The organism is Flavobacterium covae (assembly GCF_001534645.1).
GTDB lineage: Bacteria > Bacteroidota > Bacteroidia > Flavobacteriales > Flavobacteriaceae > Flavobacterium > Flavobacterium covae.
In genome coordinates this window covers 1,690,410-1,704,847 of sequence record NZ_CP013992.1, presented here as the reverse complement: position 1 = coordinate 1,704,847, position 14,438 = coordinate 1,690,410, and the positions used below count along the sequence as shown (strand labels likewise).

12 protein-coding genes are annotated in these 14,438 nt (G+C 30.6%); 4 read left to right on the top strand and 8 right to left on the bottom strand.

Annotated elements, in window-relative coordinates; genetic code table 11:
* The first annotated feature begins 21 nt into the window (after positions 1–21).
* From AWN65_RS07545 to AWN65_RS07535, 3 genes are all read left to right on the top strand, one after another.
* Complete coding sequence (locus AWN65_RS07545; RefSeq protein WP_060382600.1) at positions 22–549, top strand: DUF5606 family protein; 528 nt, start codon at positions 22–24, stop codon at positions 547–549.
* A gap of 99 nt (positions 550–648) precedes the next feature.
* Complete coding sequence (gene mazG / locus AWN65_RS07540) at positions 649–1,425, top strand: nucleoside triphosphate pyrophosphohydrolase (RefSeq protein WP_060382599.1); 777 nt, start codon at positions 649–651, stop codon at positions 1,423–1,425.
* A 69-nt stretch (positions 1,426–1,494) separates the two neighbouring features.
* Positions 1,495–2,208 carry a hypothetical protein gene (locus tag AWN65_RS07535; RefSeq protein ID WP_145902548.1) on the top strand — a complete coding sequence of 238 codons (714 nt, stop codon included), beginning with the start codon at positions 1,495–1,497 and terminating at the stop codon, positions 2,206–2,208.
* 30 nt (positions 2,209–2,238) lie between these two features.
* Here AWN65_RS07535 and AWN65_RS07530 read toward each other — a convergent pair whose 3' ends face one another.
* From AWN65_RS07530 to AWN65_RS07510, 5 genes are all read right to left on the bottom strand, one after another.
* A complete protein-coding gene (locus AWN65_RS07530) occupies positions 2,239–2,931 on the bottom strand; it encodes an MBL fold metallo-hydrolase (protein ID WP_060382597.1) in 693 nt (230 codons plus the stop codon).
* 100 nt (positions 2,932–3,031) lie between these two features.
* Positions 3,032–3,628 (bottom strand): Crp/Fnr family transcriptional regulator, encoded by a 597-nt coding sequence (locus AWN65_RS07525; protein WP_060382596.1) that lies wholly within the window; start codon positions 3,626–3,628, stop codon positions 3,032–3,034.
* 2 nt (positions 3,629–3,630) lie between these two features.
* Positions 3,631–5,649 carry a protein-disulfide reductase DsbD family protein gene (locus AWN65_RS07520; protein ID WP_060382595.1) on the bottom strand — a complete coding sequence of 673 codons (2,019 nt, stop codon included), beginning with the start codon at positions 5,647–5,649 and terminating at the stop codon, positions 3,631–3,633.
* A complete protein-coding gene (gene tilS / locus AWN65_RS07515; RefSeq protein WP_060382594.1) occupies positions 5,646–6,953 on the bottom strand; it encodes a tRNA lysidine(34) synthetase TilS in 1,308 nt (435 codons plus the stop codon). The genes AWN65_RS07520 and tilS overlap by 4 nt, the downstream gene beginning before the upstream one ends.
* Positions 6,954–7,272: 319 nt before the next feature.
* Positions 7,273–8,553, bottom strand: coding sequence for an anthranilate synthase component I family protein (locus AWN65_RS07510; protein WP_060382593.1), 1,281 nt, complete (start codon positions 8,551–8,553; stop codon positions 7,273–7,275).
* 536 nt (positions 8,554–9,089) lie between these two features.
* On the opposite strand from AWN65_RS07510, the gene AWN65_RS07505 reads away from it, so the two are divergent.
* On the top strand, positions 9,090–10,394 hold the full coding sequence (locus AWN65_RS07505; protein ID WP_060382592.1) for an NAD(P)/FAD-dependent oxidoreductase: 1,305 nt from the start codon (positions 9,090–9,092) through the stop codon (positions 10,392–10,394).
* Positions 10,395–10,504: 110 nt separating this feature from the next.
* Here the strand turns inward: AWN65_RS07505 and AWN65_RS07500 are convergent, their stop codons facing one another.
* From AWN65_RS07500 to AWN65_RS07490, 3 genes are all read right to left on the bottom strand, one after another.
* On the bottom strand, positions 10,505–10,927 hold the full coding sequence (locus tag AWN65_RS07500) for a DoxX family protein (protein ID WP_060382591.1): 423 nt from the start codon (positions 10,925–10,927) through the stop codon (positions 10,505–10,507).
* 52 nt (positions 10,928–10,979) lie between these two features.
* Positions 10,980–12,620 (bottom strand): M1 family metallopeptidase, encoded by a 1,641-nt coding sequence (locus AWN65_RS07495; protein WP_060382590.1) that lies wholly within the window; start codon positions 12,618–12,620, stop codon positions 10,980–10,982.
* 122 nt (positions 12,621–12,742) lie between these two features.
* Entirely contained in the window at positions 12,743–14,386 is a 1,644-nt protein-coding gene (locus AWN65_RS07490; RefSeq protein WP_060382589.1) for an acyl-CoA carboxylase subunit beta, read from the bottom strand.
* Positions 14,387–14,438 lie beyond the last annotated feature (52 nt).

Here is a 14,438-nt window from a genome sequence, read left to right as displayed (position 1 = left end):
CAATAAAAATAATTTAACAAAATGAATTTAGAAAGAATATTAGCCATTTCAGGAAAGCCAGGTTTATATGCTTTAAAAATGCAAACAAGAACTGGTTTCGTAGCAGAATCATTAGTTGATGGTAAAAAGGTAACAGTAGGTATGCAAAGTAATGTAAGTCTATTATCTGAAATATCAGTATACACTTACTCAGAAGAAAAACCATTAGTAGATGTAATGAGTGCTATTGCCAAAAAAGAAAATGGTGGTGAAGCCCCTCGTTTAAAAGAGGATAAAGCTGCTTTATTAGCATATTTTGGAGAAATTTTACCAGATTACGATCAAGATAGAGTATATCCTTCTGATGTAAAAAAAATCTTGAACTGGTATAATATACTACAAGCAAAAGGATTAGTGGTTTTAGCTGAAGAAACAATAACAGAAGAAGTAACAGAAGAAAAACCAAAAAAGCCGAGAGCAACTAGAGCTAAAAAAGAAGAAGCAACTGGTGAAAAAGAAGAAAAACCAAAAAAACCAAGAGCTACAAAAAAAGCAAAATCTGAAGAATAATCAGTTGTAATTTTAACAAAAATATAAGTCCTGTATTTGATCAACAAATGCAGGATTTTTTGTTATTTAGTAAACCTATTATTTTTTATAAAAAACAATATGAATACACGTTCAGAACAACTACAAGCTTTTAATCGTCTACTGGACATTATGGACGAACTTCGCGAAAAATGTCCATGGGATAAAAAGCAAACATTAGAAAGTTTACGTCATCTGACCATAGAAGAAACCTATGAGTTGGGAGATGCTATATTAGATAATAATATAAATGAAATTAAAAATGAACTAGGAGATTTATTACTCCATATTGTTTTTTATTCAAAAATAGGTAGTGAAACTCAACATTTTGATATAGCTGATGTAGCCAATGCTATTTCTGATAAACTCATTCATCGTCATCCTCATATTTATGCAGATGTAGAAGTAAATAATGAAGAAGAAGTAAAACAAAATTGGGAAAAACTAAAACTCAAAGAAGGTAAAAAATCAGTTTTACAAGGAGTACCTAAATCATTGCCTGCTATGGTTAAAGCCAGTAGGATACAAGATAAAGTAAAAGGAGTAGGTTTTGATTGGGAAGAATCATATCAAGTATGGGATAAAGTACAAGAAGAGTTACAAGAATTACAAGAAGAAGTAAAAAAAGGAAATCAAGATAAAATAGAAGCAGAGTTTGGAGATGTCATTTTTTCAATGATTAATTACGCTCGTTTTTTAAAAATTAATCCAGAAGACGCTTTGGAAAGAACGAATAAAAAATTTATTAAACGGTTTACCTATTTAGAACAAAAAGCAAAAGTGTTAGGCAAAGACCTTTCGGATATGACACTTGCTGAAATGGATGTTTTTTGGGAAGAAGCCAAGCGTATACCCTAAAAACTTTTTTTTAAAAAGAATAAACCTTTTAAAAAAGATAAGAAAAAGAAAGATTTTTGATATACCCATATGATACGATACCAAATTTTTATAACTGTAGTTTTTGTATGTTTCAAGTTGCAAGCGCAAAACGATGGAAAACGATTGCCTTCGTTAAAAATACCACGAATAGATATTCCTGAACCTAATAAAAATAAAGAACAACAAGAAATAGCTCCTCAATATTCGTTAAATAAACCTTTTGAGCCTAAATTGTTTAGAGTACCTCCTAAAAAATATGATTTACCTAAAACAGATAAAGAAATGCAAATGACAGGAGGAGGTAGTGATCTAGACTTAGGAAAGCTTTATGCAGAAAAAATGAATGATAAACTAAAGCCTCAGATTAAAGAAGGTGTTTTGGATCCAAAAGAGTTTAGAAAACATCAATATTTTGGAGATTTTACTATAGATTCAGAAACCATAACCTTAAACTATCGAGATTTCGGAGAGGTAGATGGAGATCAGGTTCAAGTTTGGGTAAACGGCAAAAATGTGACTGACTATTTGTATTTAGAAGGATTTAGAAAGAAAGTAATAATTTATCTTACAGAAGGGATTAATCATATAGAAATTGAAGCTCTAAACGAAGGAACTTTTACTCCTAATACAGGGGAATTTTTGTTTACAGATAGTCAATCTAAAATTTTGATGGGCGATAAATGGGGATTGGCCACAGGGTTTAAAGCAAAATTTAATATCACAAGAATTGCTAAAAATAGCAAGACAATAGAAAAAAAATAAAAAATTATCTTACTATTTTTACTGAAAAGTTTATATAGGTAAATGTTTTTCAAATTCTTTAGCTACAAATTTTTCAAATTTTTTATCCTGATTGTAAAAAACAGAGCCATGCCCAAAACACAAAATACGCGGATTGAGTTTAGCTATTTTTTGTAGAGAATAAAGATTTTCTTTAAGATTAGAAGTAAATAGATAAGGAGGTAAATACAAACCTTTTTGAGTTGTAATTAGGTTCATGTTTGTAGCTACATCACCAGCAATTAAAACACCATCTTTTTCTCTAAAAAAAGCAATATGTCCATCAGAGTGTCCAGGCGTTTCAATTACTTTAAATTCACCCAAAAAGTCTCCTTCTCGAAGTACCTTGTTTACTTTTATTCCTTTTCCTGCCCAAAATTTTTGTTGTAATAAAGAAATTATATTTTTAGGTGAAGGATAATCTTTAGTTGCCAATCCAGATTCAGCTCTTTCTACCTCTTTTGTATGACAATACAAAGGGATGTTTAAAGTATGACAAATTAATTGCGACGCGCCTTGGTGATCAGGATGAGCATGTGTTAACGCGTGTGCATAAATAGGGATTTCTTCTGTTGCTTTTCTTATTTTAGAAAAAGAACTTCTTATGCCAGCATCTACTAATACTCCCTCTATAATATAACAGTTTACACTATTTCGGGGTAATAAAGGAATATGAAATACTTCGGGTGCTATTTTTTTTATCATATAAAAAAGATATTTTGGTTTAAATATTCAAAAATGAATCTTAAAAATTTATATGAAACGAAAATAGAACAGAAAAAATGAGTAAAAAAAGACATTTGTCTTATTCTTTTTGATAAAAATGTAGTTTAGCCCTATTTAATGTACGAGTAGTAATTCCTATAAAGGAAGCTATATCTTCTGTTTTAGCTCGGGTAAGAAGAAAAGGATAAAACTTAATTAGGTTTCGAAATTTTAAATTTGCTGATTGATGATGAAAAAGTTGTAAAAAACGTTCTTTTTCTAAATACTCTTTTTGTATAATATGTTGTGCAACTTTTTCCCAATTAGTACTTTTTTTAATAAGTAGGTTTAAATTTTCTAAGGTAATAGTAAGTAATAAACTATCTTCTATTGCCTGTATGTTTTTTGTAGAAAGTGTTTTATTTTGAAAACTAGTTAAAATAGTTACAAAATCGTTTTCAATACCAAAACAATAAATGTTTTCTTTACCATAATGATCTACAGAGTAAGCTTTGACCATTCCTTTTGCAATAAAACCTAAAAGCAAGCAAGGCTCATCTTGTTTGATAAAAAAATCAGATTTTTTTAGAATAATGATTTTAAAAAAAGAAGATCCCCAATTAATTTCATCTTCATTTAAAATGTGGAGTGAACTTAAATACTCCTTTAAATGATTTTGTATTAATTGGGGATTCATAATTATTTTTTAAAATTATTGATGCCGTTTTCTAACCAAGATTTATATTCATCTATACCTGAAAAGCCAATAGGTTTAGACAAGTCATTTCCGTTAGAATCTAAAACTACATAAAGGGGTTGAGAGTTGCTTTTGTATCTCGTAATTTGGAAATCACTCCATTTATTACCAATTGTTATGATTTCTTTACCTGTTGCTTTTGAAATATATTGTTGCTCTTTTGGTAATTCAATTTTTCGGTCGCAAACTAAAGAAATGATAACAACTTTTTCTTGTAAGATAGATAATACTTCAGGGTTAGACCATACATTATCTTCCATTTTTCTACAATTAGCACAAGCATCTCCTGTGAAATCCAGAAGGACAGGTTTGTTAACTTCTTTTGCGTATGCTAAACCTGTTTCGTAATCATCAAAAGTAACAATGTTATGCGGTCCGTAATGCGCGTGTTCAGGTAATTCTGATTTTGAAGCAGCGGAAGAAGAACCTAAACCATTTGTGCTTTCTGCATAATTTAATGGAGGTGTTAATCCGCTTAAAATTTTAAGAGGAGCTCCCCATAACCCAGGAATCATATAAAAAGTAAATGAGGTAACAATAATAGCCATTATGAGTCTTCCAATACCAATTTTATCAGCTTTTTCGTAATCATGAGGTAACATATATTTACCAAATAAATACAGAGCCCAAGCACCAAAAATACCAATCCAAATAGCTAGGAATAATTCTCTTTCTAATAGATGCTTTTGTAAAACTAAATCCGCATTAGATAAAAATTTAAAAGCAAAAGCCAATTCTAAAAATCCTAAAGAAACTTTTACGGTGTTTAACCATCCTCCTGATTTTGGTAAAGTGTTTAACCATCCAGGGAACATAGCAAAAAGCATAAAGGGAAGTGCAATAGCTAAAGAAAAACCAAACATTCCAACGATAGGAGCAATTCCTCCTTTTGTAGCAGATTCTACTAATAATGTTCCTACAATAGGTCCTGTACAAGAAAATGAAACCACCGCAAGAGCTAGAGCCATGAATGCAATTCCAAGGATTCCTCCCTTATCCGCTTGTGAATCTAACTTTGTTGCCCAAGAACTTGGTAAAACAATTTCAAACGCGCCTAAAAAAGAAAGAGCAAATACAATTAGTAATCCAAAGAAGATTAAGTTAAACCAAACGCTTGTTGATAATTCGTTTAAAGCTTCTGCGCCAAAAACACCTGTTATTAAAGAACCAAGGATTACGTAAATAACAATAATTGACAATCCGTATAGAATGGCATTTCTTATACCTTCTGCTTTTGTTTTGCTTTGTTTTGTAAAAAAACTTACCGTCATTGGTATCATCGGAAAAATACAAGGCATCAGTAAAGCAGCAAATCCTCCTAGAAAAGCTAATAAAAAGATCGTCCAAAGACTTTTATCGTTATCTTCCGTTTTTGTAGTAGAGCTATTGTTTGTGTCAATATCTGATGATGGCTTATTTTCTTTTGTGATCAAAGGAACAGCAATTATCTTATTAGTTGTGTCTGTAGGTGTTACTTCTGTGTTTGTAACGTTTTCTTTTGCTGCTTCCGTGTTTGTTAGGGGTAATTGTATATCAAATGTTTTGTCTTGTTGTATACAAGCTTCTTTACATACTTGATATTCTACATATACTTTTACATTTGTGTTTTTAGGATTAATAAGCTTTATTGTTTGTTTAAACTGTGCTTTGTTTTCAAATAAATATTCATCTACTTCAAAAACCTCACTATATACCTTTTTATAAGTACTTTCAGATGTTTTGCCAACTAATTGGTAATTTCCTTTTGCATTTTTAAAAGTAAAAACAGTAGGTAAAGACCCACCATCAGGTGTAAACTGTGAAAATAGATGCCATTCGTGTTCTATTTTTGCATCGAAAGTAATAATAAACTCAGTGTCTGATTTTTTTTGGACACTTGTTTTCCAGCTTACTGGATTTAGTATTTGAGAATAAGCACCTAAAGAGCTTAAAAAAAATAAAAAGGCTAGTAATTTTTTCATTCTGTGAAAATTATATTTAATACGTTTTTTGTTTCGGAATGGGCAATAAAACGATTATCAGCTCTATGATTGATAATCCAAACAATTTTGTCGTCTGAAAGTAAAAGCCAAGTATCTTCTTTATCAACTAATGAAAATTTTTCATCTTTAAAGTATTTACTTATTTTTTTCTTACCCTTCATTCCAGATGGATAAAAATAATCACCTTTTTGCCATTTTCTAAGTTTTAAAGGAAATTTTAACGTTTCCTTATCTACAAAAATAGAAGATTTTGTAGGTATTGTATTGTAACCTGAGTTACAAAAACGCAATTTTATTGGATTTTCAGTGTACTTAGTTTCATTAGAAATAAAGAACTCTAAAGTAATAAAAGTTTGTTTTGTAGTTAGAATAAGAATATTTCTATCTTTTATTAATCGGTAGTCGTCGGAAAATATTTGTTTACCTGATTGATTTTCTACTAAGTCGTAAATAGCATCCCAATCATGAAAGTCGTATGATTTGAGCCATTCATATAAATAGGCTTTATAATTTGGTAAAGTTTGTAATTTTACAACATCAAAATAAATGTCATCTCCTTTTTTAATTGCTATTTCTTCCAATTTATTATAAATAGAATGACTTGCAAGAGACTCAGTTTGTTTTAAATTTTTAATTGTATTTTGAAAAGAACTTAATAGATTCGTATTCAATTCTTTTAGAATAGGAACTACGTGATGTCTAATTTTATTTCTGAAATATTTATCAGAAGCATTGCTTGCATCTTCTCTCCATTGAATATTATTTTCTGCTGCGTATTTTTCAATTTCTTCACGAGAAAAAATTAATAAAGGGCGTATAATTTTATCATTGATTTGTGGGATTCCTGTTAGTCCTTCAATACCTGTACCACGGGTGAAATTGATTAAAAATGTTTCTAACGAATCATCTAAATGATGTGCGGTTAGCAAATAATCAAATCGTTGTGTGTTTAATAATTCATAAAACCAATTATAGCGTAATTCGCGTGCTGCTTGTTGAATAGAAAGTTTATTGTCGTTCGCATATATTTGCGTTTCAAAAATTTTAATAAAACTTTTAACTTTTAATTTTTGACTTTCAAATTTTACAAATTCTTCGTCCTTATTACTTTCTTCACCCCTTAATTGAAAATTACAATGTGCAATAGCTATTTGTAAGTTTAATTTTGAAAACAAGTTTAATAAAATCATGCTGTCAATACCACCACTAACAGCTAGAAGTAATTTTTTATCATTTAAGAAGGGAAGGTTTTTATTAATGTGATTCTGTAATTGTATCAGCATTTTTGTTCATTGAATTTTATTAGTAATAATTGAGATTGAAATTATTTAAAAAATCTAAACTATGAGTATAGATCCCTTTTTTTAATTTGATACAATATAGGTGTTCAAATTATACATTGAGTATTTCTGCATTTTATAATCAAAAGATTTGTAGAAAACCTTATTCTTATATTGTTTAGACTTCGTTGGAACCAGTATAGAAGTAATAGGAATGACATAATTTATTTTTTAATGGCAAACTATAAAAGTAAATAGGATACTAAAGAGAAATTGTGAAAATTAAATATTTTTTGATGGATTTATAATAATATTTATTTTTTTAACTTAATACTTCACGCATGGCTTTAGCCTTTAATAAACATTCTTCGTATTCTTGTTCAGGGTCAGATAATGCGGTAATAGCACTGCCCACAGAAAAAGAAAGATAATGAGTATTAGAATTGTATAAAATGCTGCGAATGACTACATTAAAATCAAAATTACCAGAAGGAGTAAAGTAGCCTACGGCTCCACTATACAAACCTCTTTTGGTTTCTTCTAATTCCTCTATAATTTGCATAGCCGAGATTTTAGGAGCACCAGTCATACTTCCCATAGGAAAAGTGGTTTTTATAATATCAACAGGATTAGTTGTGCTTTTTACTTCAGAAATAACCGTTGAAATCATTTGATGTACTTGTTTGAAAGAATAAATTTTACATAATTCTTCTACTTCTACAGAACCTTTTATAGCTGTTTGGGCTAAATCATTTCGGACTAAATCCACTATCATAATATTTTCAGACCGTTCTTTTGGATTCTGTTCTAATTCAGTTTTAGAATTTGTATCTAAAATGAGATCTTCAAATCGTTTAGAAGTTCCTTTAATAGGTTGGCTGATAACTTTTTGATTTTCTTTCTTTATATAACGCTCAGGAGAAGCACATAGCAAATAATGGATATGATTTTTTAAAAAACAAGCAAAAGGAGCTTCTGAAATTTTATTTAATTCTTGAAAAATTTCAGAAGGAATGATTTTAACGTTTTTAGCATAAAACTCCATACAAAAGTTAGCTTCATAAAGATCACCTCTATGAATATGAGTCAACATTTGGTTCACTTTTTTTATATAATGCTCTTTTGAAACACGTTGTTCTATTATAATTGCAGATTTTTTGGTTTCCTTTTTGTTTTTCTGCAATATTTCTTCAAGATCTGAATCAATTTCATCATCGCACATATTTAAATAAGCAATTTCTAGTTCATTTCCTCTTAAGAAAAATATTTTTTTAGGTTGAAAAAAAAATAAATCAGAAAAATTTAATTCATCATGATTTTTAGAATTTAGTAATTCAATATCATTTTTTAGGTCGTAAGATAAGTAACCAAATAGCCAATCATTGGTTTGTTGTTGATATTGTTTTAAATCATCAAAAGCATTAAAATAGTCTGTTTTTAGGGAAGTAAAAGCATCTACGGCAACAATTAAGTCATAAGAACTATATTGTTGTGGATAGTCATTACTGTTTAGGTAGGCTACTTCACGAAAATTTTCTGCCCAAAGAAGTAATTTTTCTTTTATAATTATGGGATTAACTTTTATTTTTTTTAAGATTCTCACAATATACTTTTTTCAAAAGGCTAAAATATTACATACTTTACAGAATAGAAAATCAGAATGCTTTAAATAGTTGTTAAAGTATATAAAAGATTAGATAAGCAGTAGTAATAAATAATTTGTAGAAAAGATTTAGAGCCTTCTTATACCATTTAAACTTTGAAATTTCCTCATAATACTATTTTTTAAACTTGAGACTGTCCAAAAGTTCGCAATCTTTCATTTTACCAAAGAGAAAAATCACATAATGTTGATTATAGGACTCCTCCTTACCGGAGTGACAAACTGTATGCTGATTTAGGCACTATCCTACAAAAGCAATAAAAATTAGTGTTGGTTTTCGATGCGCTTCGCACTCGAACTAACGATGATTTCAATTATATACTCAACCGTCTTTTCGAGTTATTTCTAAAATGAAAAAACATATCGAGAATTTTACTTTTTAATCCCGTATATTTTAAGTTTAAATGGTATTAATAATCTTTTTATAGAGATATTTCTTAATTTTAAAACTTTAAAAATGTCAAGTCCTTTAACTAATGAATATTCCACAAAGTTCAAAGAAAAGAGTTGTTATAATTGGCGGTGGTTTTGCAGGTATTGCGTTAGCCAAAAAACTAAGAAATAAAAATTTTCAAGTCGTATTGATTGATAAACACAATCATCATACATTTCAGCCTTTATTGTATCAAGTTGCTACAGGAGGATTAGAAGCAGGTTCTATAGCATATCCTATTCGTAAAGTAATTCAAGGATGTACGGATTTTTACTTTAGATTGACTAATGTAAGAGAAATTGATACGAATCATCAAAAAGTTTTATCAGAAATAGGCGATATACATTATGATTATTTGGTTATTGCTACTGGATCTAAAACGAATTATTTTGGGAATAAAGAAATTGAACGTAATTCAATGTCTATGAAAACTATTCCTCAGTCACTAAATATTCGAAGCTTAATTTTAGAAAATTTTGAAGAGGCTGTTTTAACAAAAGATGAAGTAGAAAGAAATGCTTTGATGAATTTTGTTCTGGTAGGGGGAGGACCAACAGGAGTTGAATTAGCAGGAGCCTTGGCAGAAATGAAAAAAGCCATTTTTCAAAAAGATTATCCCGATTTAGATATTCAAAAAATGCAGATTCATTTAATACAAAGTGGCGATCGGATACTTAATACAATGACAGAAAAATCCTCTGTAGCTTCTGAAAATTTTTTAAAAGAATTGGGTGTTAAAATTTGGAAAAATGTACGTGTAACAAATTATGATGGACGCACAATTACGACTAATACAAATCTTGTTTTAGATGCGGCAACGGTTATTTGGACAGCAGGGGTTCAAGGAGCTTGTATACATGGTTTGCCAGAAGAATCTGTTGTCAAAGGAGTGAAACGAATAAGAGTGAATGAGTTTAATCAAGTAAAAGGGTTTGAAAATATTTTTGCCATAGGGGATATTGCTTCTATGGAAAATGAATTGTATCCGCAAGGACATCCTATGATGGCACAACCTGCCATACAGCAAGGGGATTTATTAGCAGATAATCTACTTAATTTACAACAAAATAAATCTATGAAAGCCTTTGTATATGATGATAAAGGCTCTATGGCAACTATTGGTAGAAATTTAGCTGTTGTAGACTTACCTAAATACCATTTTAATGGCGTTTTTGCTTGGTTTGTATGGATGTTTGTTCACTTGTTTTCATTGATTGGATTTAAAAACAAAGCGGTTGTTTTTTTAAATTGGGTTTATAATTACATTCGCTTTGATCGAGAAGGACGTTTGATTATTCGTCCTTATAAAAAGAAAAGTTTTATTACATTTACTAGTGACGAGATTTAGTGAATTATGGCTTAAGTTTAATTTTTTTAAACTTAAGCCGTTTTTATATTAACTAATTTAACTAATCACTTTTTTGAGAATGTAAAGATGATAATATCTTTTTTAAATTATCATTGTCCCATTTTAAAATAATAATCAGCAGAGTGTTTGCCACTTCCATAAAAAAGAAAGAAAGCACAAACACATAGTAAAAAGAACGATAAAATTAAATTTGTTGGATTCATTTGGTCGATAAAATTAATTAAGAATGCGCCTAAAAGAATAGGAATTTGAGCTATAATGGACCAACGTGTTAATAACCCAAATACAATCATAATTCCACCCATTATATGAGCTGCCATGACATAATGTACAATTAGCATTCCACCACCAAAATTTTTTATGGGTTCAATTAATTGTGTGTAATAAAGGGTATTAGTCATAAAAGAAACCCCTTTCATGAATAAAAAAATACCTACAAAAATTCTCAACAAATCCAATGAATAATAAGTGTGCGCATTTGCCCACTTATTCAAATTTTTTACTGTTTCCATAGCTGTTAGTTTATAAATTTTTATCTAATATACTAAAAATCAGCTTATTGTTTTAATTTTTTGGATTATATTTTATATAAAAAGCGTTTTCATTGGGTTGTATGTCGCTTATTTTGTTTATATCAAAAGGAATCGTTTGCCAATTATTGGAAACCAAGATCGTTTGTTTTTTATTTTTTATAAAGAGTTCGATAGGCATTTTAAAATTAGGCTCCTCCGTAACCCATCTAATTTCAAATGTACGGTCTTTTTTTTGAATTTCTAAGAGGGGAATAGTGGTGTATTTTAGATACTGATTAAATATAGGGGTTAGATTCATCTTAGATTCTTTGTTAAAAAAATCAATTACTGTTTTTCCTTCGATAATTTGTTTTTTGTATTTTTTAGAGAAATTTAACAAAATATCCCACCATTTATCTATGCCTATAACATGACGTAGAGTGTTAAGCATATTAGCTCCTTTATAATAAATATCGCCACTTCCTTCTTTGTTTACCCCAAAATCTCCTATCATAGGACGGTCATGAGCTATGTTCATACGAAGTCCTTTACAATATTCTAGTGCTTTTTCATATCCGTATAGACATTCTATGAAAACTATTTCGGAATACATAGTAAAGGCTTCATGTATCCACATATCAGCAATGTCTTTGCTTGTTATACTATTGCCAAACCATTCATGACCTGTTTCATGTATCGTTATATAATCAAATAATAGTCCAATCCCAGTTCCTGATAAATCCTTCCCTTGATACCCTTTTTTATATTGGTTTCCGTATGCTATTGCACTTTGATGCTCCATTCCTAAATATGGACTTTCTACTAACTTATAGCTATCTTCCTTAAAAGGATATTCGCCAAATTTTGATTGAAAACAATCCAACATAGGTTTTACTTCTTCAAAGTGTTTTCGAGCTTTTGATTCATTATTTCGTAGGACATAATATTTTAGATCTAAGCCCTTATGATGGTCTTCAATTAATACATAATCACCTATATTCACAGTAATGTCGTAGGTGTTAATCGGATTTTTAACTTCCCAATCCCAACGGGTATAACCATTTTTGAGATCTTCATTTCCTAGAAATCGTCCGTTAGATATATTCATCAGTCCATTGGGAACGGCCACCTTAATAGAAGCTCCTAAATTGGGTTCATCACTTTGTGAATCTTTTACGGGGTACCAAGAACTGGCCCCAAATCCTTGACAGCTAACAGCCACCCAAGGTTTGTTGTTTAGATCATGAGTAAAGGTAAAACCACCATCCCAAGGGGCTCTTTTGGCTACTTTAGGATTTCCGGAATAATAGAATCTGATTTTTTGGGTGCTTCCTTTAGGAAGTGTATTAGGGAAATAGATAAAAGTAGCTATTTCATCACGTTTGTAATTCAGTTTTTGGTTGTCATAAAGGATGCTATCTATTTTCATGTTTTCAAATAAATCAATTTGAATTTTTGAAGTATGGTTTACTACTTTAAAAGTAATATCATTATAACCTATTATTGATTTTTGATCAATATTGATTTTGATGTTTAAATCATAACGTTGTACATCAAAACAGCTGCGTTCTGTTCGTAATCCTCCTTGTAGAGAATCTCGATGGCTATATTGTTCTTTGGCTACAGTTAGCTGTGCTGATATAGGTTGAGTTTTTAAAAAAAGGAATAATAATAATAAAATATATTTTCTCATAATAAAAAAAAATCTACCGTGTAAAGGTAGATTTTTATGAGTTTTAATAAAAAAATAATTTATTATTGGATTTTTTAAATAGACTATGAATAATTAAGAAACATAGATGTGGTTTTTTATAACTAAACTTGAATGACTCCTAAATTAAAAGGTTTTTCTATAGGAGCATGATTAGCAGCTTCTATTCCCATAGAAATCCAAGTACGAGTTTCAAGAGGATCTACAACAGCATCTGTCCACAAACGAGAAGCAGCATAGTAAGGAGAAACTTGTTCGTCGTAACGTGATTTTATTTTATTGAATAGTTCTTCTTCTTTTTCTGGGGTAATTTCTTCGCCTTTGGCTTTTAATGAGGTGGCTTCTATTTGTGTAAGTACTTTTGCTGCTTGTGCTCCTCCCATAACGGCTAATTCAGCACTCGGCCAAGCAAATATGAGTCGAGGGTCATAGGCTTTACCACACATAGCATAGTTGCCAGCTCCATAAGAGTTGCCTATTACGACTGTAAATTTAGGAACTACAGAGTTAGATACGGCGTTTACCATTTTAGCACCGTCTTTTATAATTCCTCCATGTTCAGACTTAGAGCCTACCATAAATCCTGTTACATCGTGCATGAATACTAAAGGGATCTTTTTTTGATTACAGTTTGCTATAAATCGAGTTGCTTTATCAGCACTATCAGAATAAATAACACCTCCAAATTGCATTTCACTAGGTTTTGTTTTGGCTCCTGTGGTTTTGGCTATCAAGCGTTGATTTGCTACAATTCCTACCGCCCATCCGTCAATACGAGCATAACCTGTGATGATTGTCTGACCATAACCTGCCTTATATTCATCAAATTCAGAATTATCAACTAAACGCTTGATGATTTCCATCATGTCATACTGTTCTGCCCGTGATTTTGGTAAAATTCCAAAGATTTCGTTCGGATCTAAAGCTGGCTTTTCGGATTTGATTCGGTTGTAACCAGCTTTATCAAAATCGCCCATTTTACTAACAATACTTTTAATTCTATCTAAAGCATCTTTATCATCTTTAGCTTTAAAGTCTGTTACCCCTGAAATTTCGCAATGTGTAGTAGCACCCCCTAGAGTTTCGTTGTCAATTGTTTCGCCAATGGCTGCTTTTACTAAATAACTGCCTGCTAAGAAGATACTTCCTGTTTTGTCAACAATCAAGGCTTCATCGCTCATAATAGGGAGGTAAGCACCACCTGCTACGCAGCTTCCCATTACGGCTGCTATTTGAGTAATTCCCATACTACTCATTAAAGCATTGTTCCGAAAAATACGTCCAAAATGTTCTTTGTCAGGAAAAATTTCATCTTGCATAGGCAGATAGACACCAGCGGAATCTACCAAATAGATGATAGGTAATCTGTTTTCCATTGCAATTTCTTGTGCACGTAAGTTTTTTTTAGCTGTAATAGGAAACCACGCGCCTGCTTTTACGGTTGCATCATTAGCCACTACTATACATTGTTTGCCTTGTATATAACCTATTTTTATAACAACTCCTCCTGATGGACAACCTCCGTGTTCTTTGTACATACCTTCCCCAACAAAAGCTCCTATTTCAATTGAATTTGTGTCTTTATCTAATAAATAATCTATTCTTTCTCGTGCAGTCATTTTGCCTTCAGCATGAAGTTTGGCAATACGTTTTTCTCCGCCTCCTAATTTTACTTTTGCTAAACGCTGTTTTAATTCAGATAGTAGAAGTCTGTTATGATCTTCGTTCTTATTGAAGTTTAAATCCATAGTGTATTGTTTAATTTCGGTGTGCTAAATTACAAAATCCGTTTTATTATTT

Bases quoted from the DNA above. Each gene is read 5' to 3' on its own strand.
- AWN65_RS07545 (WP_060382600.1), top strand. From the start codon at position 22: ATGAATTTAGAAAGAATATTAGCCATTTCAGGAAAGCCAGGTTTATAT.
- mazG (WP_060382599.1), top strand. From the start codon at position 649: ATGAATACACGTTCAGAACAACTACAAGCTTTTAATCGTCTACTGGAC.
- AWN65_RS07535 (WP_145902548.1), top strand. From the start codon at position 1,495: ATGATACGATACCAAATTTTTATAACTGTAGTTTTTGTATGTTTCAAG.
- AWN65_RS07530 (WP_060382597.1), bottom strand. From the start codon at position 2,931: ATGATAAAAAAAATAGCACCCGAAGTATTTCATATTCCTTTATTACCC.
- AWN65_RS07525 (WP_060382596.1), bottom strand. From the start codon at position 3,628: ATGAATCCCCAATTAATACAAAATCATTTAAAGGAGTATTTAAGTTCA.
- AWN65_RS07520 (WP_060382595.1), bottom strand. From the start codon at position 5,649: ATGAAAAAATTACTAGCCTTTTTATTTTTTTTAAGCTCTTTAGGTGCT.
- tilS (WP_060382594.1), bottom strand. From the start codon at position 6,953: ATGCTGATACAATTACAGAATCACATTAATAAAAACCTTCCCTTCTTA.
- AWN65_RS07505 (WP_060382592.1), top strand. From the start codon at position 9,090: ATGAATATTCCACAAAGTTCAAAGAAAAGAGTTGTTATAATTGGCGGT.
- AWN65_RS07500 (WP_060382591.1), bottom strand. From the start codon at position 10,927: ATGGAAACAGTAAAAAATTTGAATAAGTGGGCAAATGCGCACACTTAT.
- AWN65_RS07495 (WP_060382590.1), bottom strand. From the start codon at position 12,620: ATGAGAAAATATATTTTATTATTATTATTCCTTTTTTTAAAAACTCAA.
- AWN65_RS07490 (WP_060382589.1), bottom strand. From the start codon at position 14,386: ATGGATTTAAACTTCAATAAGAACGAAGATCATAACAGACTTCTACTA.